This window comes from Pseudomonas sp. Marseille-Q8238, assembly GCF_965111915.1.
The window spans coordinates 2,114,041-2,137,622 of sequence record NZ_CBCOPI010000001.1 but is presented as its reverse complement, the minus strand read 5'-3'; the positions used below and the strand labels follow the sequence as shown (position 1 = coordinate 2,137,622).

Below are 23,582 nucleotides of genomic sequence, written 5' to 3'. Positions count from 1 at the left end.
AATTTTGCTACTTCGAGCAGCAGCTTTGGGGGATACTGACTTTTCCAACAGGGGAGGCTGAAAGCAGCCCCACATCAACACCCACATTTAATCGAAGAAAAACTCCTCACGCACTCATCCGCTCCCGCCCACCCTGCTCGCCAATCCTTAACACCCCCGTATCAATCGCCAAGTGCACCAGCTCGGCCTGCGAGCTGACCTGCAACTTGTGCTTGAGCAGGGTCTGGTGGTTGGAGACGGTCTTGGCGCTGATGCAGAGTTTTTCGGCGATCTGCTTCAAGGGCAGGCCGCGGGCGAGCATGACGAAGATTTCGAATTCGCGTTGGGTCATGTCGCGCAAGCGTGGGTCGCCCTCGTCGCTTTTGTGCGGGTGGCAGGCCAATTGGGTGGCCAGTTGCTGTTCGATATAGATGTGCCCACTGAGGATGCGGCGTACCGCTTCCACCAGCACGTCGGGCGATGAATTTTTGGTCAGGTAGCCCGATGCACCGGCCTCCAGGGCCTGGCGTACCAGGGGCAGTTCGTCGTGCATGCTGAAGAACAGCACGCGCAATTGCGGCAGGCGCTGACGCAGCCGGCGGGTGGTTTCCAGGCCGCTGATGCCGGGCAGGCCGATGTCCATCACCACCAGGCTGGGGATGTTCTCCTGCACGCGCTGCAGGGCCTCTTCTCCGCTGCTGGCCTCACACACGTCCAGCTCTGGCAACAGCGCGCGCAACAGGCCGGCGTAGCCCTGACGGACCACGGCGTGATCGTCTACCAGAAGGATCTTCATGCGTGTATCTCCTGTAGCGGAATATCCAGATAGAGCGCCCATCCCGCACCGGGGCGATTGAGGATGCGCAGTTGCCCGCCCAGACAGCGGGCGCGCTCGCGCATGGATTGCAGGCCGATGCCGGTGTGCCTGGCCATCTCGCCGCAACCGTCGTCGCGCACGAGGATGCGCATGCGCCGGCCGTAGGCGCTGAGGCGAATGCGCACTTCCTGCGCCTTGGCGTGGCGGGCGACATTGGTCAGCGCTTCTTGCAACAGGCGGTAGAGCTGGGCCTTTTCGGCTAGGGGTAGTTGCGGCAGGTCGCGGCCCAATAGCACGCGGCATTGCACACCCTGGCTCTGCTGCCATTGTTCACCCAGTTGCTGCACGGCCTGGGGCAGTTCGAGGTGTTCGAGCATCACCGGATAAAGGTCGCGCACCAGGTGACGGAAGCCCGCTTGCAGGTGTTCGCAGTTGGCTTCCAGGCGCTTTACGGTTTCCTGCAGTTCCGGCGCATCGCCGGGCAGTACACGCAGCAGGCAGATCTGCGCACGCATGCCGGTGAGGTATTGGCCGAGGTCGTCGTGCAGGGTCTGAGCCAGGCGCGTGCGCTCGCGCTCCTGCAGGTCCATCAGGGCGCGGGTCAGCTCGCTGTTCTGCGCCTCGGCCTGTTCCAGCGCGCGGGTCATGTGGTTGAACTGTTCGGCAAGCTGGCGTGACTCGGGCAGACCATGGGCTGGCAGGCGAATCGACAGGCGCCCTTCAGAGACCTGATCGAATGCCCCGATCAGCTCCGCCAGAACGCGCAGACCACGGCGTACGGCCCAGCGGATCACCAGTAGCGAGAGCAGCAGCGACAGGCTGAACAGGCCGAGCAGTTGCCACAGCGACTCGCGTACCTCGTCGATCTCGTCGCGCGGGTCTACAGCGAGGAACAGGCGGCGGCCATCTTCCAGGCGCAGTTCGCGGCCATCATGCCCGGCCTGGGGATAGAGACGCCGCGCCAGCCAACCGGATAGCCCGTTCAGTTCCAGCGAGGCCTGCTGCCCCGGCTCCAGCCATTCGACATAGACGTGCCGCAGGTTGCTGGTAAGTCGGTGCTCCAGAGTCACGGGGTTGTTGTCGGCCTCATCGAGCAGGTAGTCGATGACCGTTTGCGCCGCCTCCAGCTCGCGGCGTACATCTTCCTCGGCCTGGTGCAGCAGCAATGCCGTGCACAGCAGCCCCACCACGCCGAAGAACAGGCTGACCAGCAGGTTGATACGCCACAGGGCCGACATGCCGGGCATCACTTGACGATAAACCAGCCTTCCATGCCCTTACCTTCCAGACCCTTGGCATAGAAGCGGAACTTGCCAGGCTTGATCGGCACGAAGAAGATCTCGGCCTGGCCGGCTTCCTCGAACTCCAGCTCGGTCAGGGTCACGGCCTTGATCTCGACGCCGCCGGCCTCGACCTTGCGCAGGTAGATGCTGGTGGCAAACTCGGGGGCCTGGAAGGCATATTCCTTCTGCCCGTTGGAAATCACCTTGAGCTGGTAGGCCTTGCCGGTCTCCAGTTGGTATTCCTTGTGGGTCATGCTGTAGTCGCTTTCTTCGGAGCCCATTACCAGGTCCGGCAGCTTCTCGGTGCGACGGGTCAGGTCACCGGCGGCAAATACCTTGTCGAAACCGATCAGACTGGTGATCAGCAGGACGTTGAGCATCAAGGCCTTGAATGCGCGCATGCGGCATCTCCCATTCTTTTTATTAGTTAGAGAGCCCCATGCTAGTGGCCTCGGCCGGCCAGCCATCTACTACCTTGGTACAGGCTCACTGGTACTTTCTGCATATTCCCCGCAGCCCGGGGGCTTCCTATGCTGGCGCACACCCCACCCAGGATGCCTCGTGCCATGCAGTTCCCTGCGGCTTCTCTCCGGCGTTATCTGCTTGCCCTGGCCTGCGGCCTGGTAGCGGCCACCCTGCAGGCTGCCGAAGGCGAGCTGCAGATTCGCATCGGTTACCTCGACTTCCAGCCCGAGCGTGGGCCGATCCTCTCCAACGTCATTCCCGAACCGGAAGACGCCGGCCTGCGCGGCGCGGAGCTGGCCATTGTCGACAGCAACAGCACCGGACGCTTTCTCAAGCAGCAGTTCGAGCTGGTGGTCGGGCGCAGCCACAGCCACGAGGCCTTGCTCGCCGCCGCCGCCAAGCAGCATGAGCAAGGCATTCGCCTGTTCGTCGTCAATGCGCCGGCCGACAGCCTGCGCGCACTGAGCCAGGCCCTGCCGGACAGCCTGCTGTTCAATGCCGGCAGCCCCGACGACAACCTGCGCACGGCCAACTGCCCCGGCAATGTGCTGCACACCCTGCCCAGCCGCGCCATGCTCGCCGACGGCCTGGCGCAGTTTCTCGCCGTGCGCCGCTGGAGCCGCTGGCTGCTGATCGTCGGCCAGACCGAGGACGACAAGGCTTACGCTGACGCCCTGCGTCGCTCGGCCAAGCGCTTCGGCATGAAGATCGTCGCGGAAAAGCCCTGGAGCTTCGACAACGACCAACGCCGCAGCGCCAGCGCCGACATGCCACTGTTCACCCAGACCGCCGAATACGACGTGGTGCTGGTGGCCGACGAGCGCGGCGACTTCGGCGAATACATCCCCTACAACACCTGGTACCCGCGCCCGGTGGCCGGCACCCAGGGCCTGACCCCAGTCGGCTGGCACAAGACCGTGGAAACCTTCGGCGCCGCCCAGTTGCAGAAGCGCTTCGAAGCCCATGCCGGGCGCTGGATGAACAGCGTCGACTTCGCCGCCTGGATGGGCGTGCGCAGCGTCGCCGCCGCCGTTACTCGCCTGCGCAACGATGATCCCGCACAGATCCGCCAACTGGCCTTGAGCGATCAGTTGCCGCTGGATGGCTTCAAGGGCCGCAAGCTCAACTTCCGTCCATGGAACGGTGAACTGCGCCAACCCATCGAGCTGGTGCACCCACGGGCACTGGTCAGCACCTCGCCGCAGGAAGGCTTCCTGCACCCCAGCAATGAAATGGACAGCCTGGGCTTCGACGCACCGGAAGTGCGCTGCAACCTGGCAGGCAGCGCGCCATGAACGGCTTCGCCCGCCTGCTGAACGAGCACCGAGGCGCGCAGCCGGCAACGGCCGCGCACGCCCACCGACAACAAGGAATTCCCATGCGCCGCACCCTGCTCTGTTCCGCCCTGCTGCTCGCCAGCGCCCAAGCCCTGGCGGCCACGGCCTACGTCTCCAACGAGAAAGATGACAGCATCAGCGTCATCGACCTGGACAGCATGAGCGTCACCGAGACCCTGGAGGTCGGCAAGCGCCCACGCGGCCTGCTGCTGTCCCACGACAACACGCTGATGTACATCTGTGCCAGCGACTCCGACACCGTGCAGGTGATGGACCTGGCCACGCGCAAGATCATCAAGGAGCTGCCGTCCGGCGCCGACCCCGAGCAGTTCGCCCTGCACCCCAACGACAAGTGGCTGTATATCTCCAACGAGGACGATGCCCTGGTCACCGTGGTCGACACCGAGACCAGCCAGGTGCTGGCGCAGATCGACGTCGGCGTGGAGCCCGAGGGCATGGCCGTCAGCCCGGATGGCAAGTGGGCGGTCAATACCAGTGAAACCACCAACATGCTGCACTGGATCGACACCAGCACCCACACCCTGGTGGACAACACCCTGGTCGACCAGCGCCCGCGCCACGTGGAGTTCAGCGAGGACGGCAAGCAACTCTGGGCCTCGGCGGAAATCGGCGGCACGGTGAGCATCATCGATGTCGACAGCCGCACGATCACCAAGGTGCTGAACTTCAAGATCAAGGGCGTTCACCCGGACAAGGTGCAGCCAGTCGGCGTGCGCCTGAGCCACGATGGCAAGTACGCCTTCGTCGCCCTCGGCCCGGCCAACCATGTGGCGGTGGTCGACGCCAAGACCTTCGAGGTGCTCGACTATCTGCTGGTGGGCAAGCGTGTGTGGCACATGGCGTTCACCCCCGACCAGAAGCACTTGCTGACCACCAATGGCATCAGCGGTGACGTCTCGGTGATCGACGTGGACAAGCTGAAGGTGACCAAATCGATCAAGGTCGGCCGCTATCCGTGGGGCGTGGTGGTCACACCGTGAACAGCCTGGAAGTCGAAGGCCTGGGCTTCGCCTACGGTACGCGCCAGGCTCTGCAGGATGTCAGCTTCGCCTGCGCGCCCGGCCACTTCAGTGCCCTGCTCGGCCCCAACGGCGCGGGCAAATCGACGCTGATCGCCCTGCTCACCCGCCTCTACGGCCTGCAACAGGGCCAGGTGCGCATCGGCGGACACGACCTGCGCCGCGCACCACGGCCTGCCCTGGCCCAGCTCGGCGTGGTGTTTCAGCAAAGCACGCTGGACCTGGACCTCTCCGTACGGCAAAACCTGAACTACCACGCGGCCCTGCATGGCATGCCGCGTTCGCTGGCCAATCTGCGCATCGACGCCGAACTGGAGCGCCAGCAACTGGGCGAGCGCCAGCACGAGAAGGTGCGCCTGCTCAATGGCGGTCACCGGCGCCGGGTGGAGATCGCCCGTGCGCTGCTGCACAAACCGCGCCTGCTGCTGCTCGACGAAGCCAGCGTGGGCCTTGACCCGGCCTCGCGCCAGGCGCTCAACCAACATGTGCGCCAGCTGTGCCGCGATGAACTACTGGCGGTGCTGTGGACCACCCACCTGCTGGACGAAGTGCAGGACGGCGATGCATTGCTGATCCTCAACCGTGGCCGGCTGGTGGCCCAAGGGCGTGCCGATGAGGTCAGTGCCAGCCATGGGCTGAACAGCCTGGCGGAAACCTTCGAGCGCCTGACCCATGGCGAGGCGGCGAAATGAGCCGGTGTGAAAGGGTTCTGGTGTGCGCCGCGCACCCTATGGCGTGCACGGCACAACCCCTGTTCTGGATTGCGGAGCGTCGAGCATGATCACCGCCTACTGGTCCTGCCTGCGTGGCATCGTGGTGCGCGAATGGCTGCGCTTCGTGCAGCAGCGTTCGCGCTTTCTCAGCGCATTGGTGCGGCCGCTGCTGTGGCTGCTGGTGTTCGCCGCAGGCTTTCGCGCGGCGCTGGGTATCTCGATCATCGAGCCATACGACACCTACGTGACCTACGAGACCTACATCGTGCCGGGCCTGGCCTGCATGATCTTGCTGTTCAACGGCATGCAGGGCTCGCTGTCGATGGTTTACGACCGCGAGATGGGCAGCATGCGCGTGCTGCTCACCAGCCCCCTGCCCCGCGCCTTCCTGCTGGCCGGCAAGCTGCTGGCGACCTCGCTGGTTTCGCTGCTGCAGGTCTACGCCTTTCTCGCCATCGCCTGGCTCTACGGCGTACAACCGCCGCCGCTGGGCCTGCTCGCGGCGATGCCTGCACTGCTGCTGGCCGCACTGCTGCTCAGCGCCCTGGGTCTGTTGCTGTCCAACGGCATCCGTCAGTTGGAGAACTTCGCCGGGGTGATGAATTTCGTGATCTTCCCGCTGTTCTTCCTGTCCTCGGCGCTCTACCCGTTGTGGAAGATGCAGGAGGCCAGCGAATGGCTGTACTGGCTGTGTGCGGCCAACCCGTTCAGCCATGCCGTGGAACTGGTGCGCTACGCCCTGTACGAGCGCTTCAACCTGCTGGCCTTCGCCGTCTGCCTTGGCGTGACGTTGTTGTGCTCGGTGCTCGCGGTGCTCACTTTCAACCCGCAGCACGCGGCCATACGGCGCAGCGCTGGCAGTTAGGGCCTGCTCTCGTTGGCCCTTAACTCATTGGTCCTGTTGAAAATATATATACATCCCGGCCCTCGAATGAGCCTCTTTGAGGAAATTGCGGACCTTCGACCCTGCGTTTAATGACGCGTCGATGGGTGGGCTAAAGCGCAGCGCCGCCCGCCAATCTCCACACGACGTTCAGACTCTGTAGGGTGGGCTTTAGCCCACCAGTAGCGGCGCCCGCAATGGCCTCGACCCGGCCATGCATGCCGAAAGGCAGCGCCCCCAATACCTCCAGCCAGTACCAGCCAGTACTTTGGTAGGTCTCCCAAGGGAGAATTTCCCGGCCTCACGCCTACGGCTCTAATAGGCGGCAGCCCGTCACTCGCCTTATCGGCAGCGACAGTCACTCCAATAAAATCGACCCGGAGCCGTAAATGCGGAAGTCGATCACACGTGCCCTGCTCGCATTCTGCCTGCTGTCCGCTCTCGGCTTTGCCGAGCTGCATGTGCTCGCTCTCGGAGAGGCGCACCGTGACAACCTGCAGCGCCTGCTCGCACATCAAGCTGCCCTCGCCCCAGAGGAAGCCGATCGCCCGCTGCACTGGCTTGATGACTGTTTCGCGCCCCAACCGCCTTCTTACGCCCTCACGCAAAACAACCTGTGGCTGGTCAACAAAGACCATGGCCATCTCGTGCCCCGCTGGAAATCTCAGACCGGGATCGAGCTGCCGAACCTGGGGGTCACCACTTCGGCACTCCCAGACCAGCCTCTTCCGTCTGCCAGCCTACTGTCGCCAAGAGCCCTGAGGCAGTCCCGTAGCCTGGCCACTTCGCGGTACTGGTACCGCAACGGCATAGACGCCTGGCGGCAAGCCGGCTGACTCGCCTCACGCGCGTGCATCCCACGCGCCATCACGCCTCCTTCGCACCTCCGCCCCGCTCTCGCCAAGCGCCCTATGACGCTTACGCAGTAACCGGCTGAGCTGCCTGCACCGAATACAGACACGACACACAAACATAACAATCAGGAAGTAGTCCCATGCCTACACCCAAGCACTTCAGACTGAGCGCGCTTGCCCTGCTCGTCGCCAATGTCTGCGCCCTGTCGCTCACCGCCCAGGCAGATACCGGCAAGACCCTGACCATCGACCAGACCGAGGTGATCGGCACCCTGCCGCTGCCTTCGCTGGGCGTACCGCGCGACAGTATCGCCGCCCCGGTACAGTCGTTCACCGCCGATGACCTGAGCCGCACCCAGTCGCTGGGCCTGGCCGACTACCTCAACCGCCAGGTGGCCGGTATCTACATCAACGAGATCCAGAACAACCCGCTGCAGCCGGACATCAACTACCGCGGCTTCACCGCCTCGCCACTGCTGGGCACCCCGCAGGGCCTGTCGCTGTACGTTGACGGCGTGCGCATGAACCAGCCCTTCGGTGACGTGGTCAGCTGGGACCTGATCCCCACCAATGCCATCGCCTCCACCCAACTGATGCCAGGCACCAACCCGGTGTTCGGCCTCAACACCCTGGGCGGCGCGCTGTCGGTACAGACCAAGAACGGCCGCGACAACCCGGGCGGTGCCGTGCAGACCACCCTCGGCTCCTACGGCCGCAAGATCGGTGAGGCCGAATACGGCGGCAGCCAGGGCCAGTGGGACTGGTTCGTCGCCGGCACCTATTTCGAAGAAGACGGCTGGCGCGACCATTCCGACTCCGACGCGCAGAACCTGTTCGGCAAGCTCGGCTGGCGCGGTGAGTCCACCGACCTGAAGCTGACCTACAGCTTCGCCGACACCGACCTCAACGGTAACGGAATGGTGCCCAAGAGCTTCCTGCGCCGGGATTACGACAGCGTCTACACCCACCCGGACAACACGCAGAACACCTCGAACTTCGTCAACCTGCAGTGGGACCACGACTTCAGCGACAACGTGACCTTCTCGGGCAACACCTACTACCGCCACATCAAGACCGACACCTTCAACGGCGACATCAACGATGAGTCGATGCCTGAAGGTATCGGCAATCCGGGGCAGAACATCCTGCTCACAGGAGGCCCCTACACCACCGCCGCCAACCTGGCAGCCTGTATTGCCCAGTTCAGCCCAGGCGGCGAGCCGGGTGAAAAATGTACCGGGATGATCAACCGCACCAATACCGTCCAGAGCAACGCCGGTGTGTTCAGCCAGGTCTCCGTGCGCAACGAGCTGTTCGGCAAGGACAACACCTTCGCCGTGGGCGGTGGCTTCGACTACAGCCAAGTGCGCTTCCGTCAATCCGCCGAATACGGCGCGCTGACCGCAGACCGCGGCATCGTCGGCACCGGTGTATTCGCCGAAGCGGGCAATGCCTTCAACCTCGATGGCGACCTGGACGACCGCGCCGTAAAGCTCAAGGGCAACACCCGCACCTGGAGCCTGTACGGCAGCGACACGCTGACCCTGAGCGAAGGCCTGAACCTGACCCTGGCAGGGCGCTACAACCATGTGTCGGTGCGCAATACCGACCAACTGACCCACTACGAGCTCAACGGCAACGCCCTGAGCAACGTCATCGATGAGAACGCCTCGCTCAGCGGCAACCACAGTTTCAGCCGCTTCAACCCGGCCATTGGCCTGACCTTCAGCCCGACCCAGAGCCTGACCACCTACGTGGGCTACAGCGAAGGCAGCCGCGCGCCAACTACCATCGAACTGGGCTGCGCCAACCCGGAATCGCCCTGCCGGCTGCCTAACTCCATGGCTGGTGATCCGCCCCTCGATCAGGTGGTTACCAAGACTTGGGAAGCCGGCCTGCGTGGCGTGATCGGCACTAACGTGCAGTGGAATGCCGGGGTATTCAGCTCGCGCAATATCGACGACATCATGTTCGTCTCCTCCAGCACCAGCGGCAGCGGTTACTTCGACAACTTCGGCGAAACCCGCCGTCGCGGTATCGAAACCGGGATTGCCGGGGTCTGGGGTGACTGGGCACTGGGCGCCAACTACACCTTCATCGACGCCACCTACCAGTCCGACAAAACCTTCCTGGGTGAGGCCAACAGCAGCGCGGATAACGGCAACATCAGCGTGAAATCCGGTGATCGTATCCCGATGATTCCACGCAATATCCTCAAGCTGTCGGCCAACTACTCGGTCACCGAGCAATTCAACATCGGTGCCGACGCCATCAGCGTGTCCGGCTCCTACGCCCGTGGCAACGAGAACAACGACCACCAGAGTGGCGGTCTGTACTACGGCAGCGGCAAGATCGGTGGCTACACCGTGTTCAACCTGAACACCGCCTACCAGATCACCCCGGACTGGCGCGTGTTCGCTCGGGTCAACAACCTGTTCGACCGCGAATACGCCACTGCCGGCATGCTTGGTGCCAACCCGTTCGATGCCAGCGGCGTGATGCGTACCGACGGCGCAGCCGGCAACGGCACGGTCAACGGCCGTCGCAGCAATGCCGTAGGTGAAACCTTCGTCGCCCCAGGCGCACCGCGCACCGCATGGATCGGCGTACGCTACGAGTTCGGCGGTCCCAACCGCTAAGTTCGCAGTTTCTTGTCGGAAATACGGGGCCATTCAGGCCCCGTTTTTCTGTGTCAACAACGGCGATTCGCTACAGCGAACCCTACACAAGCCAGGTAGCACCAACTGAAAATACGGCCATGAAAAAGGGCCCGTAAGGGCCCTTTTTCACAGGCGAGTTACAGGCTCAGGCCTGCCTCGACTTCCTGCAGCTTGCGTCGGGCCAGAGCCAGGTTGGAGCGGCCCTTGTCGAGTACGTAATACAGGAAGGTACCTTCGGCTTTTACCATCGGGCGAATGATGTGGTACTGCTTGCCCAGGGTGATGAGGATGTCCTCGATCACATCGTTGAGCTGCAGCGATTTCATGGTTTTGAGCTTGGCCCGCACCACTTCCGTATTGCCTGCAGCAGCAAGTTCAAGGTCTACCCCCGCCCCTGCGTGCCCGAGAATCATCCCGCTGTTGGCATCCACCAGTGCCGATACCAAAGCCCCGTCGAGACTCAACAGTTCATCCAGAGATTGTTGGATTGAAGCCATGATCAGTACTCCTGCGTGCATGAATAAAAGGCGCTCGCGACCGCACATGTCGGCAAGCGCTTGTCGATCAATTCGCTAGTGCCAGGTCAGCCGCCGCACGTTTGGCGTGGTAAAGCACCTGGCCAAGAATCTCGCTCGTTGGCGCAACCAGATTCATGATCATCGGGAAGCCCGCGTGGGAAACTTCGATGATCACGATGTAGCCTTCGTCCGCCTCGATCGTGACGCTCTGACAGCGCCCGATTCCGCTCTCGATACCCGCCATGGCGCCGAGCGCGGAGATCGAGCAGGACATCGCGGCCAGCTTGGCCACTTCGGCCTCGTCACGGGCACGCGCGGCCACCTCGAAGCCGTCGCTGGAAGCCAGTACGGCGGCACTCAGGCCGGGCAAACGCCGCATCAACTCATCAAGCAGGTACTCACTGCGCCGTTGCAGTGCTTCCGGGATTGTCATCAGCAAAACTTCCTTTCCAATCGTTCTGTGTTCACGCCTGGGTTTCCAGTTGAACCATCAGCAAGTCGAGCAGCATCACGACCTGCTGACGCTCTCGCACATCGGTAGCGATCACCGGGCACATCACCCCGTGCTCGTGCAGACACTGCGAGTAGGCTTCCAGGTCGGGTTGTGCATGGCTGTCCATCCGCCCCACGCCGACCACGCAGGCGGTATCGCGGATCAGATGGGCGAAGTTCTCCAGGTAAATCGCCAGGTCAGCCAGCGGCTGAGGGCGTGAGTTATCGATCAGGATGACCAGCCCCAACGCACCTTTGGCGAGGATCTGCCACATGAAGGAAAAGCGCTGCTGACCCGGCGTCCCGTAGAGGCGCAGGCGATCACCGTCAGGCAATGCGAGTTCGCCGTAATCGAAGCCCACGGTGGTGGTTTCCTTGGACAGGCTTTCGTCCGTATTGAGGACGTCCGTGGTGACGGGCGGAACATCGCTGATCGCCGCGATGGCCGTGGTCTTGCCGGCCCCCATGGTGCCGGTGAAGAGGATCTTGTATTCCTTCAATGCGGTACCTCCGAGCGCGGCGTGGCGATGCCCAGGTGTGCCCGGATACGTGCGAACAATCCCTTGGGCGCCTCATTGACGGGTGCAACCGGCGTCACAACCGCAACGGATTCACCATTGGCCACGCCAGCATCGATGAGGGCCTGGGCAAAGGCACGGCAGGCATCCAGTGGCAGGTGCCCAAGCTCTGAAAGCTGGGCAATCGTCAGTGGGCGGGAGCTGAGCAACGCCGCCAGGCGCATGAGCCTGGGGTCATGCTGCAGCAGCGCGCTCGGCGGCCAGCGCAGCAGTTGCACACGCAGGGTGGCCGGCAGCTCTTGTGCAGTAGCCGCAGCATGGGAGACCAGGATGAAAGCCTGTTCGAGGCGCTCGAATACTTCACTGGCGCGCAGGGGCAGGCTCAGGGAAAGCGTTCTCGGATTGGCTGGCACCACGTTGGAGCCAATCGTCAGTACCACCTTGGCGCCATGCTCGCCGCGTGCCGCTATCTGTCCGTCATTGGCGCAGCCTTGCACCAGCAAGTCGGTATCACCGGCCTCCACGTGACGCCACAGGCCATGGGTACGCCCATCGAGCAAGCCGACAATCGACTTGAACACGAGCGCGTCGCGTGCAGCCAATTGATGAAAACTGTAGGTATAAAAATCGCGCTGAGCGCTGGCCGAGGTCATAGCGCACCCCATACCCAAATGGATATCGAGGCCGATGTGGCTGGCATTGGAATTGAACCTGTCATGGCTCCTGCCCTTAGTCCGAAATGCATCACACGAACTGGGGTAGCCATGACTGGAGAGCACAAGATTTTGCGCTCGCGCAGACGGAAACGACTCGGATCGAATCGTTTGGGGCGACCCCGCCATCATGGCCCGCAGAGGGCTTTAGATCGGTGGTTTTGCGTCCCTGACTTTCGTACAGGTTTGCTCTTCTCACCCTTGAAGCTATACGCCACCTCCCAAGCTCGCAAGTCGAGACCCGGAAGCAGGCCGCATAACGTGACAGGCGTCACAACATCACCTCAAAAGGCACATTCATTACGTGGTCTATCTATCTGAAAAGCCTGAGTTAGAGCCTTTCAATAGCGATCCGCGATAAGACTGGCGCTGACATGAAGCATGGCGACACCCACATCGGCGCCCATCAATAAACATCGAACTCCCGCGATGATCGGTCGTTCCAAATGAAACAGGGCCGCTTCGGCTCACTCATGGGAGTAGCTCCATGTACAAGCAAACCTTGGCAGTTCTCTGCGTCACGGCGTCCATCGCCGGCTGTGCGATCACCCCGGAGAATCCGGTGGACTTCGTTACCTATCGCAACGAGCCTCTGGTCAAAGACGTCAAAGACGACATGACCCGTGAGCAGGTGCTGAACATTGGCGGGCCACCCTCTTCTACCGTCGACCGGCCGAACAAGGCCGGCCGTTGCAACAACTACGTGCTCAACCGAGACGGCAAGGAGCAGACCTATTACGTGAGCTTCAACAGCGCGGATCGCGTCGACAGCAAGGGCTTCATGACCTGCGCCCAGCACCAGACCAACCAGAAAACGCTGTAGCGCCTGAGCGGGCACAAAAACTCCGGGACGTCGTGCCACAGCGGTTCGGAGAGTGAGCGCCATGGCACAAGCCATAAAAAAACCGCTGCATCAGGCAGCGGTTTTTTATACCTAGCACATCCATATGGAGTCAGCTCAGGCGAGAGCCCGAACGGCGGATGATCTTGATCGAATGGGTCAGCGCGGGCTTGCGGGTGACACTGATCGCCCGGCGCGTGACGGTGTCGATGGTGATGTTCCAGAAACCGGTACTGGGCACCGTGATCTTGGCCGGAAACGTGTCGAAAGCGCCGCCATGATAGGTGTGCCGGCCGCCGTTCTTGAAGCTACGAAAGTTCGCATCGTTCATCAGACGGATATTGCAGGTCTGCGAACACTGGATGACGACAATGTCGTCTTCGTTGAGGTGTTCACGCTGGTGTATGTATTTCATCTACAGCTCCACACGGCTTCTCAGCCAAATCAGGGCGACAGTATGAGTACAACGCCAGCCCTCCGCCAGCATCCCATACGGGAAGCCTGACGTTCGGAGCGCGATATCGAGTGGCAGGCAACCGCACACGCTGCAGCTTCTGATGTGTACGGCGCCTATTCATCTCACCACGTTGACCCGCTCAGGCCCCTGCAAAGGCCGCCTCGTAGTCGCTGAAATACGCCTTCGCCAACTGGGTTTTCTGTTTCTCGCTGAGCAACTTGCCGGCCATCTGGAAGAACTTCTTCTCTTCCTCCTTGAGGTGATGGAAGACCTTCTCCTGCAGTTTTTTCGCAAGCGGCAGCCAGGCTGGGCTGGAACGCTCCAGCTCATCGAGCTCCTCAATCATCTCGTCCATTTCATGGTGTTCGGCAATTGCGTGCCGGGACAGGTCCACGCCGCCGTCCTGCTCCATCAGCGGAATGTAGAAATGCCGCTCCTCGGCCCGTTCATGGGCCTGCAGCTCCGCTTTGAGCAGCGAATAGGCCTCATCGCGCTCCGGGCTGTCGCCAGAAGTCTTGATCAGGGCGCGTGCATAACTGCGCTGTTTTTCATGGCTCTCACGCAAGGCTTCGAAGATGTTCATCGGGGGCTCACCATCAGGCTGATTATTATCGAGAGGGGAACGCTTCCGTGCCCCTGGAGAGAAGACCTCCGGCCCATCACCACGGTTCAGACAAAACACAGGGGCTCCGGGTGCTAATCCCGATGGCGCAGTGATAGGATTCGCGCCCCATGCGTATTCACGACATTCATCAACACCTCGCCACCCTGGGCGCCAAACCTCTGCATATCGGGCGGGTCAGTCGTGCCTGGCTGCAAGGCCTGCCCTTAGACACCGGCACACGCCATCAACAGGCCGAGAACTTCCTGCCACTCAGCGTGCGCAATGGCTTGCCCGAGCTGAGCCAGCGCCTGGACGGCCTGGCACGGCTGCGCTCCGAACACCCGGCAGCGGATGGCTCGGCCCGGCTGCTGGTCGAGCTGGGTGATGGGCAGATGGTGGAAAGCGTGCTGCTGCCACGCGGCGGACTCTGTGTCTCGAGCCAGGTCGGCTGCGCGGTGGGTTGCGTGTTCTGCATGACCGGCAAGAGTGGCCTGCTACGCCAACTCGGCAGCGCCGAAATCGTCGCCCAGGTCGCCCTCGCCCGCCGCTTCAGACCCGTGAAGAAAGTCGTGTTCATGGGCATGGGCGAACCGGCACACAACCTCGACAACGTGCTCGAGGCCATCGACATACTGGGCAGTGAAGGCGGTATCGGCCACAAGAACCTGGTGTTCTCCACCGTTGGCGACCCTCGCGTGTTCGAGCGCCTGCCGCAACAACGGATCAAGCCGGCGCTGGCTCTGTCACTGCACACTACCGATGCCGAACTGCGCCAGCAATTGCTGCCCCGCGCACCGCGCATTGATCCCGAAGAGCTGGTCGCCCTCGGCGAAGACTACGCCCGGCGCTTCGACTACCCGATTCAGTATCAGTGGACCCTGCTGGCCGGGATCAACGACAGCCAGGAAGAAATGGACGGCATCCTGCGCCTGCTCACCGGCAAATATGCCGTGCTCAACCTGATCCCCTACAACAGCCTGGAAGACGACGAATTCCAGCGTCCACAGGGTGAGCGCATCGTCCAGATCGTGCGCTACCTGCACAGCCGCGGCATTCTCACCAAAGTACGCAACTCAGCCGGTCAGGACATTGACGGCGGCTGCGGCCAGTTGCGTGCCCGGGCCGTGGAACTGGTCAATACCAAGCGACTGCACCTCGCGCGCTGAACAGTACGGCAAGCCCTGCTGCCACTCGCTCAGGCCAACGCCGTATCGAGAAACATCATGACTGCGAAACCGCCCATCAACCCTAGGGTGGCGGCAGTCTGGTGGCCGTTGCGGTGGGTTTCCGGAATGATCTCGTGGGACACCACGAACAACATGGCGCCAGCCGCCAGACCGAGGCTGATCGGGTACGCCATCGCGTAACCGCTGGACATACCCAGGCCGACCAAGGCGCCCAGTGGCTCCATCAAGCCTGTCGCCACGGCAACCAGCGTCGCCTTGAGCGCCGACAACCCGGTCGTGCGCAGCGCCATGGCCACAGCCAGCCCCTCGGGAATGTCCTGAATCGAAATGGCGCTGGCCAATGGAATCCCGACGCTCAGGTCACCACCGGCAAAGCCGACACCTATCGCCATGCCTTCCGGCAGGTTATGCAGGGTAATGGCGAAGACGAACAGCCAGACGCGGTTGATTCGCTCGCTGTCCGGACCACAAGGGCCGGTACTCTCGTGTTCATGCGGGGTGAAACGATCCAGGCCGAGCATCAGCACCGCTCCCAGAGCAAGCCCCAGAACCACGGTAGCGGCGGCGACGATGGCATTGCCGCTGATCTCTCGAGCGGCCTCCAGTGCCGGCAGAATCAAGGAGAAGGAACTGGCGGCCAGCATCATGCCGGCGGCAAAGCCAAGCATGATGTCCTGGGTGCGCGGCCTGATCGTGGTCAACCCGAGCGCCAGCAACGCCCCGAATGCCGTGGCCGCAAAACCTGCCCCACCGCCATACAGGGCGTAGCGCAAGCGATCCGCGTTAACGCCATCGAAGGCATTCATCCCGCTGCTCAGCACCAGCCAGGAAACCGCCAGCAGCGATACCGCCAGGCCAAGCGTTACCCAGGGATTGGCCTGAGCCTGGGCCAGCCAGGCAGCGCGAAAGCTATGGGACGGAGCGGTAACGGACATGAGGGGCCTCGCATCGACTGCAATGGGGTGACTATCCCCTCCTCACCCTGCGCGAGACAAGCGGGTAGAGCCCAAGCAATTTCAATCGACCCGATAGTTCCGCACCCGCAACGATGTCGATGAGCATCGGTCGGAGCCAATCCCTGCCCTGACCGAATCGCATTGCCATGGCTCAGAATCTGTTTGCGACCCTGTGAGTCAGAGCCAGACAAGGCAAAACTAGCCGCGGAGTTTACGTGTTGTGCATGAGCAGTCCGAGGCTGGTTTTATGCGGTATGGCTGGCAGCCAGCAGATCGCAAGCAGGTTTTCTCAGATACCGCTCTTGACCTTGCTCCATATCCGCGTGCGCAGGCGGTCGATTTTCGCCGGCATGGCCTCCAGCGCGTACAAGCTGCTCATTACCGACTCCTCCGGGTACACCGTGTTATCGCCCTTCAAGGCCGGATCGACCAGCCCATCAGCCTGGGCGTTGCCATTGGCGTAATGCACATAGTTGCTGATATCAGCCATGACCTTGGGCTCAAGCAGGTAGTTCATGAAGGCATAGCCGGCTTTTTCGTCACGGGCATCGACAGGCATCGACACCATGTCGAACCACATCGGCGCACCCTCTTTGGGAATGACATAGGCGATGTTCACACCATTGTTGGCTTCCTTGGCCCGATTGGCGGCCTGCATGATGTCGCCGGAAAAGCCCACGGCCACGCAGATATCGCCATTGGCCAGATCGCCAACGTACTTGGAGGAATGGAAATAGCGCACGTTACTGCGCATCTGCAGCAGCAAGGCCTCGGCCTTCTTGTAGTCCTCGGGGTTCTGGCTGTGGTGCGGCAGGCCTAACTGATGCAGGGCAATCGGCAGCATTTCCGGGCCATTGTCGAGGATCGCCACGCCGCACTGGCTCAGCTTGGCCATGTTCTCGGGCTTGAAGATCACATCCCATGAATCCACCGGGACATCGCCAAGTACAGCCTTGACCTTCGCCACGTTGTAGCCGATGCCAGTGGTGCCCCACAGATACGGGAAGCCATGCTGGTTGCCTGGATCATTGGTCTCCAGGGCTTTGAGGAGTGTCGGATTGAGGTTCTTCCAGTTTGGCAACTGGCTCTTGTCGAGTTGCTTCAGCGCGCCACCCTGAATCTGCCGGGCCATGAAGTGGTTGGAGGGGAACACCACGTCGTAACCGGAGCGCCCCGCCATCAACTTGGCATCGAGGGTCTCATTGCTGTCGTACACGTCATACTGGGTCTTGATGCCGCTGCTCTTCTCGAACGCCTTGAGCGTGTCGGGAGCGATGTAATCGGTCCAGTTGTATATCCGCACGCTATCAGCGGCGTGTCCGACCGAGGCGACGAGCATCAGCGGGATGAGTTTCTTCAACATGGTTACACCTCTACGTTTTTTGTCAGAGTTATCGAAGTGGCAGTTCAGCAATCAGCTCAGAAAATCAGTACGTACGTCTTGCGTACGGTTTCTTGTATGTCCCAGACACCGGTGGTGTTGGCGGCGAACATCAGCGCGTCGCCAGCCTGGATAACGATGGGCTCACCGCCATCCGGGGTGAACGTGCAGCGACCCTGAATGAAATGGCAGAACTCCTGATGCACGATCTGCCGCCGCCAGCGACCTGGGGAACACTCCCAGACTCCTGCCTCGACCGCGTCATCGCGCTCCACGCTGGTTGTCGAGGTAATCGCCGCTGGCTGGCTGAGTGGCACACCAACCGGGTTGGACTCATCCAGCACCAGGCTGGCGGTATTCTTGAAATGGGTAATGGTCATTACGGCTGCTATCCTCTTCGGTGCCTATCTTCTTCAGTGCATGAAACCTTCCATGAACCCCGCCACGCCTTGAGCCAGACGCCTGCGCCAGGGCGCGCTGCGTGGATCGGCGAGAACCCGGTCTTCATGGACAAAACTGCGAATGATCGCGTTGTAGCCCAGCCAGCGGCAGGGCTCCGGCTCCCAGCCGCGCAGGCGGCCGAGAGAGCCCTCACGCATCACCCAGGGTTGGCGGGTCAGCTCGTTGTCCTGGCCGAGAATCAGCGCGGCCAGGGTGCGACCGCCCAGGTTGCTGGCGCCGACGCCCTCACCACCGTAGCCACCCGCCAGGGCCATCTGCTGCCCGGGGTCGATCAGCATGTGGGGATGAAAACGACGGGCCATGCCCAGGTTGCCACCCCAGGCGTGGCTCAGGCGTACGTTACGCAGCTGTGGAAACAGCTCGCCGAACAGGTAGCGACGCAACTCGCGCTCATCGCTGTCGAGGTTGAAATTGGTCCGCAGGCGCCCACCGAAGCGGTAGCCGCCACGCGCGCCGAAGACCAGACGATCATCGGCAGTGCGTTGGCCATAAGTGACTTGCCGACTGGCTTCACTGAAGGCCTGGCCGCGTTCCAGACCGATTCCGGCCCAGGTATCCGCGGACAATGGCTCCGTGGCAACCAGCAGGCTCTGTACCGGTAATTGATAACGACCCAATGGCGGCAAGCTGGCGGCATAGCCTTCCACTGCTGGCACGACCCAGTCGGCGCGAACCTCACCGTGTTCGGTGGACACCCGACCGACCTGCCAGTCCGTTACCCGGCTCTGTTCGAAGATGGTCACGCCCATGCGCTCGACACAACGGGCCAGCCCCCGGACCAACCGAGCCGGATGAATGGTGGCGCAGTGCGGGCTGAACAAGGCGCCATAGGGTGTGGCGATACGCAGTTGTTCGTTCAGCTCACTCGTGTCCAGCCAGCGGTAGTCGGCCTCGCCGTGCCCTTCGCCACGCAATGCCTGCAATTGGGCCTGCAGGCGCACCCGCTGTTCGGGGTAGCGCGCCGCACAATAGAGCACGCCGGCCTTGCGGTAATCACAGGCGATCTGCTCACGCTGCAGCACGTCGCCGACCTCGTCGGGGATCGCATGCAACAACGCATAGGCGTCATGTCGCTGCGTCGGGGTCAACCCGGCCAGCAGGCGATCCTCCCCCAGCAAGTTGCCCATCAACCAGCCGCCGTTGCGCCCGGACGCCCCAAAACCGGCGGTCTGCGCCTCGAGAATGACAATGCGCAACGAGGGCGACTGTTGCTTGAGGTAATAAGCGGTCCACAGCCCGGTGTAGCCGGCGCCGACGATGACCACATCAGCCTGCAAGTCACCGCTCAAGGCCGCACGGGGTATCAGGGGTTCGTCCAGCTGATCCATCCACAGGCTGATGTTGCGCCAGTCACTCATCGCACACTCCGAATACGGGAATGCCTGCAGACTAGTGACTCGTTTCAGCCTTTGTCTTGTGTGCGTGCCCGCAAGGAAATCTGCTTGAGGTAGGCCTTGGGTGACAGCCCGGTATGTCGCCGGAAGCAACTGTAGAACGCCGACAGTGAATTGAAACCCGCCTCGAAGGCCATTTCGTCCACCCGTCGCAAGTCGCTACCCGCTTCGAGGCCGCTCAACAGGTATTCCAGGCGTGCCTGATTGACGTAGCGGTAGAAGCTCTGCCCGAGTACCTGGTTGAGCAGATACGACATCTGGTTCCGACTGTAGCCGGTGGCCGCGGCGACCTGTTGCAGGTCGAGCTCAGCATCGAGAAAGGGTTTGACCCGCTGAAAGTAGTCCTGCAGGTCCTGCGCCATGAACCCCAATTGCCGGGTCGACAGACCCAGCCGGCTGATCGCGCTGCGCGTCCCACCGGCCTGATGGCGAGTCGTGCCACCCTGCACTAACGAGGCGTATTCATTGACGCGCCAGATCAAACCGTCGCGTACGGTGATCGCCTCGCTGGTGCGGAAAGCCACCAGGCCCTCACCACCGTGCAGCGTGGTGCAGTACTGGATAAACGCCGTATGCCCGTCAATACGAATGCGGTCGGTATGCTCCAGCGCTTCATCCGGTCGGCGCGGCATGGTGCTCAGCACGTAGGCGCGCAACTCACTCAGCCCCATGCTGCGATTGAGGAAGAAGTCGTTGTATTCGATATCCGGGTGATACAGCGCCATTACTGCTTCCAGATCGCGGTACTTCCAGCTGACGTGGTAGCGCAGCACCACGTCGCGGGTCAGCGCCGTCTGTTCGGGGCCGTCGGGGATATCAAGATCGGACATGCAAGGCTCACCTGAAGAGAGGTGCAGCTTGCCGCAGTCGCCGGACCGACTCAATCCCATCCATCAGGCAGCGAACAGGCGAATACGCTGCGCCTGGGCATGCGCCAGAACGGCTGAGGGCTTGAGGCCCATGATGCTGCGGAAGGTATGGGTGAGGTGTGCTGAATCAGTAAAACCGGCCACCATGGCCGCATCGGTCAGGGTCATCCCCCGCGCCACGCCTACGGTCGTGACGAACAACCGATGCCATTGGCGGTAGCGCCGAATGGGAATACCGATCTTCTGGCGAAACAACTGACTCAAGCGCGGTACTGACAGGCCCACTTGTTCGGCCAGATATGCGATGGACTGATTGCAAGCCACATCTGCCTTGATCAACTCCACCACCCGTACGATTCGCGAGTCGAGTGCAAAGCCCGCAGGCGCACACTGGTGAGGATTGATCAGTTCCTCCATCCACGCCTGGATCTGCTCCGGGTCGGCACACTGGCGATGCAACTGATCGAAGCGCTCGATGCTCGCGGTCTCGCTGTCCAACCCATGCAGCACCCCGCCCTGAATATGGGCCATGCGCGGAGCCAACAGTGCGAAGTCCTCTCCGAACACATCCAGATAACAGATCGCTACCCGCGAGTTTTGGCTATCCACCTCCAGCTCGAGGCCGGCTGGAAGCAACGCGCTATGGCTACAGATGGCTGCTCCTGCGCTCTGCAATTGCAAAGGTCCATCGAGGCCGACCAAGAGCATGGCCGCTGCTTGAGAGAGACGGATAGGGCCGGCGAATCGGCTGATACAGAACGTACGTTTATCCCATAGATACAACAGGATAGGGGCATCGCTGGAGAGCATGTGGCAGTTCCTGCTTGGCAACCTGCACAGGGCGGCTGCTCGATTTATTTTTGTAAGCGTCGAGGTAACACAAGCTAGAAAGCGCTACCTAATCGGCACCCATTCAATGTGACGCAAATCACATTAACAACACCTGCCTCATCAGTTCTTACAAGCGCCCCCTTTACCCCGGGTGTTCATATAACGGTCATCTCCGCGGCTGTGTGCGGGGGCTACAACAAAAACAAAAATCAGCAACGCAGGTGCTCATCATGAAAAAACTGCTCGCATCGGCACTCGTCGCCTTCGGCCTGTGCACTGCCCTCCCCAGCTACGCCAACACGCAGTCGCAAACCAAAAACCCCATCGTGCTCGTCCCTGGCATTTTCGCCTTCGACACCATCGCCAACATCGATTACTGGTACCAGATCCCCAGCGCCCTGCAGAGTCAGGGCGCCAAGGTCTATGTGCCGAAGATCAATGCCTTCGACAGCTCGGCCAAGCGCGGTGAAGCGCTGATTCGCCAACTGGAGGAAATCCGTACCAGCTCCAAGGGCAGCATCAAGAAATTCAACCTCGTCGGTCACAGCCAGGGCGGCATCACCGTGCGTTATGTGATGAACACCCGGCCTGATCTGGTCGCATCGGTCACCACCCTCAACTCGCCACACAAAGGCTCACCGCTGGCCGATATCGTGACCGGCGTGGCGCCGGCCAGCAGCCTGCAAGGTGTTGCCTTCGATGTGCTGGCCAATACCGTGGGCAACCTGGTCAACCTGCTGTCGAACAATCGCCAGAGCCCGGCCAACGTCCGCGCCATGCTCGCCGAGTTCAACAAGAACGGCGCCGCCGCCAACAACCGCACCTTCCCGCTGGGCGTTCCCACCAGCGCCTGCGGCAATGGTCCTGACAGCGTCACCATCAACGGCAACAGCATTCGCCTGTACTCGTGGAGCGGCACCTCGAAGCTGACCAATGCCCTGGACGTATCCGATCCTCTGTTCGCCGTAACCTCGCTGGCAATCGGCGAAGCCAACGATGGTGTAACGGGTCGCTGCTCCAGCCACTTCGGCAACGTAATCAAGGATAACTACACGATGAACCACCTGGACGTGACCAATCAGGTGCTGGGGTTGGTATCGCTGTTCGAAAGCAACCCAAAAACCCTGCTGCAGAATCAGGCCAACCGCCTGAAGAACCTGGGTCTGTAATCACAGCATCGGCCGGGTCGGCTCATGCAGCCGGCCCGGGCGCTGTCTGGAGAGACATATGGCTGACAAGCTCATGCTTGGCGCTGTCGCCCTCGCCGTGATCTGCGGCGCTGGCATTGGCGCGACTTCATTGCTGGATCATGGAACATCATCCGCAACCTTCACCCCGCTGAAACCACCACCTGCCGCCCGTCCGACCGATGCGCGCACTCAAGAGGCACTCGCCCTCAACGAGAACCTCAGCCATACGCCGATAGCCGAACTTCCCGATCCTGGCCCACTCCCTGCTTCATTGAAGGGAGCACGGCATGATGTGCAACTCAGCACGGACGCCCAGGGCAATCTGCAGATCGATGAAGGACTTGTGCATCTGTTCGACTTTTACCTGAGCGGCCTGGAAGAAGAAGGTGTCGACAAGGTTCTGGCGCGCATCCACCGCGACTTGGCCGCCCAGTTGCAAGGAGCCGCTCTGGCTCAGGCACGAGAGCTACTACGCCGGTATATCGACTACCGTATTGCCCTGCAGGACCTGCCCAAGAACTCACCGTCCCTGAACGCAATCGATCTGCGCAACCGGCTCGATGCCATCAACGCACTGCGTGCCCAGTACTTCTCCGCGCAGGAAAACGAGGCGTTCTTCAGCCGGCAAAATGCCGAAGACAATTACATGCTGCAGCGCCTGGCCATCGGCCAACAGGAAGGACTGAGCCCTGCCCAGCAGCAACAGGCTATCAATGAGCTGGAGCACCAACTCCCTGCCGAACTGCGCGAAGCACGTGCCCAGGCGGGCCAACATGCAGACGTTTATGGCGCCGCACAGGCGTTGCGCGCACAAGGCGCCAGCGCTGAACAGATCCATCAGCTTCGCGAACAGGCCCTGGGCAAAGAAGCGGCCGAGCAACTGGCAGAACTGGATCAGCAGTATGCGGTCTGGGAGCAACGGCTGGCTGACTATGCCAGCGAGCGCAACAGGCTGCGCCAATCAGGCTTGAATGAGGCCGATCTGCAAAACGCCATTCACAACCTGCAAACCAGTCGTTTCGACGAGTTGGAGCAACGCCGCGTGCAGGCACTGGATGCCGATCTGTAGTGCGGTGGCGGACAAACAGGCGAAAAGGGGCTATAGCTATCCAGACAGATAGCGGAAGGTAGTCAGTCG

At 61.7% G+C, this 23,582-nt stretch carries 25 protein-coding genes and 1 riboswitch; of the genes, 10 read left to right on the top strand and 15 right to left on the bottom strand.

Annotated elements, in window-relative coordinates:
* Positions 1–106: 106 nt before the first annotated feature.
* From ACWPW0_RS09955 to ACWPW0_RS09945, 3 genes are read right to left on the bottom strand one after another with little or no spacing between them, the layout of a single operon-like run.
* Positions 107–775, bottom strand: a complete 669-nt coding sequence (locus ACWPW0_RS09955) for a response regulator transcription factor (protein WP_454255228.1) — start codon at positions 773–775, stop codon at positions 107–109.
* Complete coding sequence (locus ACWPW0_RS09950; protein ID WP_454255227.1) at positions 772–2,034, bottom strand: histidine kinase; 1,263 nt, start codon at positions 2,032–2,034, stop codon at positions 772–774. The genes ACWPW0_RS09955 and ACWPW0_RS09950 overlap by 4 nt, the downstream gene beginning before the upstream one ends.
* A gap of 8 nt (positions 2,035–2,042) precedes the next feature.
* On the bottom strand, positions 2,043–2,480 hold the full coding sequence (locus ACWPW0_RS09945) for a copper-binding protein (RefSeq protein WP_447591117.1): 438 nt from the start codon (positions 2,478–2,480) through the stop codon (positions 2,043–2,045).
* A 165-nt stretch (positions 2,481–2,645) separates the two neighbouring features.
* Between ACWPW0_RS09945 and ACWPW0_RS09940 the strand changes: the two genes are divergently transcribed.
* The 6 genes from ACWPW0_RS09940 (at position 2,646) to ACWPW0_RS09915 (ending at position 10,010) form a co-directional block, all read left to right on the top strand.
* Positions 2,646–3,839 (top strand): ABC transporter substrate-binding protein, encoded by a 1,194-nt coding sequence (locus tag ACWPW0_RS09940; RefSeq protein WP_454255226.1) that lies wholly within the window; start codon positions 2,646–2,648, stop codon positions 3,837–3,839.
* An 83-nt stretch (positions 3,840–3,922) separates the two neighbouring features.
* Positions 3,923–4,882 (top strand): YVTN family beta-propeller repeat protein, encoded by a 960-nt coding sequence (locus ACWPW0_RS09935; RefSeq protein WP_447591113.1) that lies wholly within the window; start codon positions 3,923–3,925, stop codon positions 4,880–4,882.
* Positions 4,879–5,613, top strand: coding sequence for an ABC transporter ATP-binding protein (locus ACWPW0_RS09930; RefSeq protein WP_454255225.1), 735 nt, complete (start codon positions 4,879–4,881; stop codon positions 5,611–5,613). The genes ACWPW0_RS09935 and ACWPW0_RS09930 overlap by 4 nt, the downstream gene beginning before the upstream one ends.
* 88 nt (positions 5,614–5,701) lie before the next feature.
* Positions 5,702–6,499, top strand: a complete 798-nt coding sequence (locus tag ACWPW0_RS09925; RefSeq protein ID WP_454256721.1) for an ABC transporter permease — start codon at positions 5,702–5,704, stop codon at positions 6,497–6,499.
* A 407-nt stretch (positions 6,500–6,906) separates the two neighbouring features.
* Positions 6,907–7,353: a hypothetical protein gene (locus ACWPW0_RS09920; RefSeq protein ID WP_454255224.1), complete on the top strand. Its 447-nt coding sequence runs from the start codon at positions 6,907–6,909 to the stop codon at positions 7,351–7,353.
* A gap of 158 nt (positions 7,354–7,511) precedes the next feature.
* Positions 7,512–10,010, top strand: a complete 2,499-nt coding sequence (locus ACWPW0_RS09915) for a TonB-dependent receptor family protein (RefSeq protein ID WP_454255223.1) — start codon at positions 7,512–7,514, stop codon at positions 10,008–10,010.
* A gap of 158 nt (positions 10,011–10,168) precedes the next feature.
* On the opposite strand, the gene ACWPW0_RS09910 is transcribed toward ACWPW0_RS09915, so the two are convergent.
* The 4 genes from ACWPW0_RS09910 to ACWPW0_RS09895 form a co-directional block, all read right to left on the bottom strand.
* The gene (locus ACWPW0_RS09910) at positions 10,169–10,528 is read right to left on the bottom strand and encodes a hypothetical protein (protein ID WP_447591105.1); all 360 of its coding nucleotides are present in this window, start codon (positions 10,526–10,528) and stop codon (positions 10,169–10,171) included.
* 67 nt (positions 10,529–10,595) lie between these two features.
* Entirely contained in the window at positions 10,596–10,982 is a 387-nt protein-coding gene (locus ACWPW0_RS09905; protein ID WP_454255222.1) for a roadblock/LC7 domain-containing protein, read from the bottom strand.
* 31 nt (positions 10,983–11,013) lie between these two features.
* A complete protein-coding gene (locus ACWPW0_RS09900) occupies positions 11,014–11,541 on the bottom strand; it encodes a GTP-binding protein (protein WP_447591101.1) in 528 nt (175 codons plus the stop codon).
* The gene (locus ACWPW0_RS09895; protein ID WP_454255221.1) at positions 11,538–12,212 is read right to left on the bottom strand and encodes a hypothetical protein; all 675 of its coding nucleotides are present in this window, start codon (positions 12,210–12,212) and stop codon (positions 11,538–11,540) included. The genes ACWPW0_RS09900 and ACWPW0_RS09895 overlap by 4 nt, the downstream gene beginning before the upstream one ends.
* A gap of 172 nt (positions 12,213–12,384) precedes the next feature.
* Positions 12,385–12,473: riboswitch (cyclic di-GMP riboswitch) on the bottom strand.
* 286 nt (positions 12,474–12,759) lie between these two features.
* On the opposite strand from ACWPW0_RS09895, the gene osmE reads away from it, so the two are divergent.
* Positions 12,760–13,095, top strand: a complete 336-nt coding sequence (gene osmE, locus ACWPW0_RS09890) for an osmotically-inducible lipoprotein OsmE (protein ID WP_447591097.1) — start codon at positions 12,760–12,762, stop codon at positions 13,093–13,095.
* A gap of 130 nt (positions 13,096–13,225) precedes the next feature.
* Here osmE and ACWPW0_RS09885 read toward each other — a convergent pair whose 3' ends face one another.
* Together ACWPW0_RS09885 and ACWPW0_RS09880 are read right to left on the bottom strand one after the other, a co-directional pair.
* Positions 13,226–13,528 (bottom strand): DUF1883 domain-containing protein, encoded by a 303-nt coding sequence (locus ACWPW0_RS09885; protein WP_447591095.1) that lies wholly within the window; start codon positions 13,526–13,528, stop codon positions 13,226–13,228.
* A gap of 181 nt (positions 13,529–13,709) precedes the next feature.
* Positions 13,710–14,153, bottom strand: a complete 444-nt coding sequence (locus tag ACWPW0_RS09880) for a hemerythrin domain-containing protein (RefSeq protein ID WP_447591094.1) — start codon at positions 14,151–14,153, stop codon at positions 13,710–13,712.
* Between the two features lie 149 nt (positions 14,154–14,302).
* Here ACWPW0_RS09880 and ACWPW0_RS09875 point away from each other — a divergent pair, with 149 nt between their 5' ends.
* A complete protein-coding gene (locus ACWPW0_RS09875) occupies positions 14,303–15,340 on the top strand; it encodes an RNA methyltransferase (RefSeq protein ID WP_454255220.1) in 1,038 nt (345 codons plus the stop codon).
* Positions 15,341–15,369: 29 nt separating this feature from the next.
* On the opposite strand, the gene ACWPW0_RS09870 is transcribed toward ACWPW0_RS09875, so the two are convergent.
* The 6 genes from ACWPW0_RS09870 to ACWPW0_RS09845 all read right to left on the bottom strand — a co-directional run bounded on the left by ACWPW0_RS09870 (position 15,370) and on the right by ACWPW0_RS09845 (position 21,233).
* Positions 15,370–16,296: a ZIP family metal transporter gene (locus ACWPW0_RS09870; RefSeq protein ID WP_454255219.1), complete on the bottom strand. Its 927-nt coding sequence runs from the start codon at positions 16,294–16,296 to the stop codon at positions 15,370–15,372.
* 310 nt (positions 16,297–16,606) lie between these two features.
* The gene (locus ACWPW0_RS09865; protein ID WP_447591088.1) at positions 16,607–17,680 is read right to left on the bottom strand and encodes a polyamine ABC transporter substrate-binding protein; all 1,074 of its coding nucleotides are present in this window, start codon (positions 17,678–17,680) and stop codon (positions 16,607–16,609) included.
* 56 nt (positions 17,681–17,736) lie between these two features.
* Positions 17,737–18,078, bottom strand: coding sequence for a cupin domain-containing protein (locus ACWPW0_RS09860; RefSeq protein WP_447591086.1), 342 nt, complete (start codon positions 18,076–18,078; stop codon positions 17,737–17,739).
* Between the two features lie 33 nt (positions 18,079–18,111).
* Positions 18,112–19,518 carry an NAD(P)/FAD-dependent oxidoreductase gene (locus tag ACWPW0_RS09855; protein WP_447591085.1) on the bottom strand — a complete coding sequence of 469 codons (1,407 nt, stop codon included), beginning with the start codon at positions 19,516–19,518 and terminating at the stop codon, positions 18,112–18,114.
* A 44-nt stretch (positions 19,519–19,562) separates the two neighbouring features.
* Positions 19,563–20,384, bottom strand: coding sequence for a helix-turn-helix domain-containing protein (locus tag ACWPW0_RS09850; RefSeq protein ID WP_447591083.1), 822 nt, complete (start codon positions 20,382–20,384; stop codon positions 19,563–19,565).
* Between the two features lie 63 nt (positions 20,385–20,447).
* Positions 20,448–21,233, bottom strand: coding sequence for a helix-turn-helix domain-containing protein (locus ACWPW0_RS09845; RefSeq protein WP_454255218.1), 786 nt, complete (start codon positions 21,231–21,233; stop codon positions 20,448–20,450).
* Positions 21,234–21,484: 251 nt separating this feature from the next.
* Between ACWPW0_RS09845 and ACWPW0_RS09840 the strand changes: the two genes are divergently transcribed.
* Positions 21,485–22,423, top strand: a complete 939-nt coding sequence (locus tag ACWPW0_RS09840; protein WP_447591080.1) for an esterase/lipase family protein — start codon at positions 21,485–21,487, stop codon at positions 22,421–22,423.
* A gap of 58 nt (positions 22,424–22,481) precedes the next feature.
* Positions 22,482–23,513, top strand: coding sequence for a lipase secretion chaperone (locus ACWPW0_RS09835; protein ID WP_454255217.1), 1,032 nt, complete (start codon positions 22,482–22,484; stop codon positions 23,511–23,513).
* The last annotated feature ends 69 nt before the right edge of the window (positions 23,514–23,582 follow it).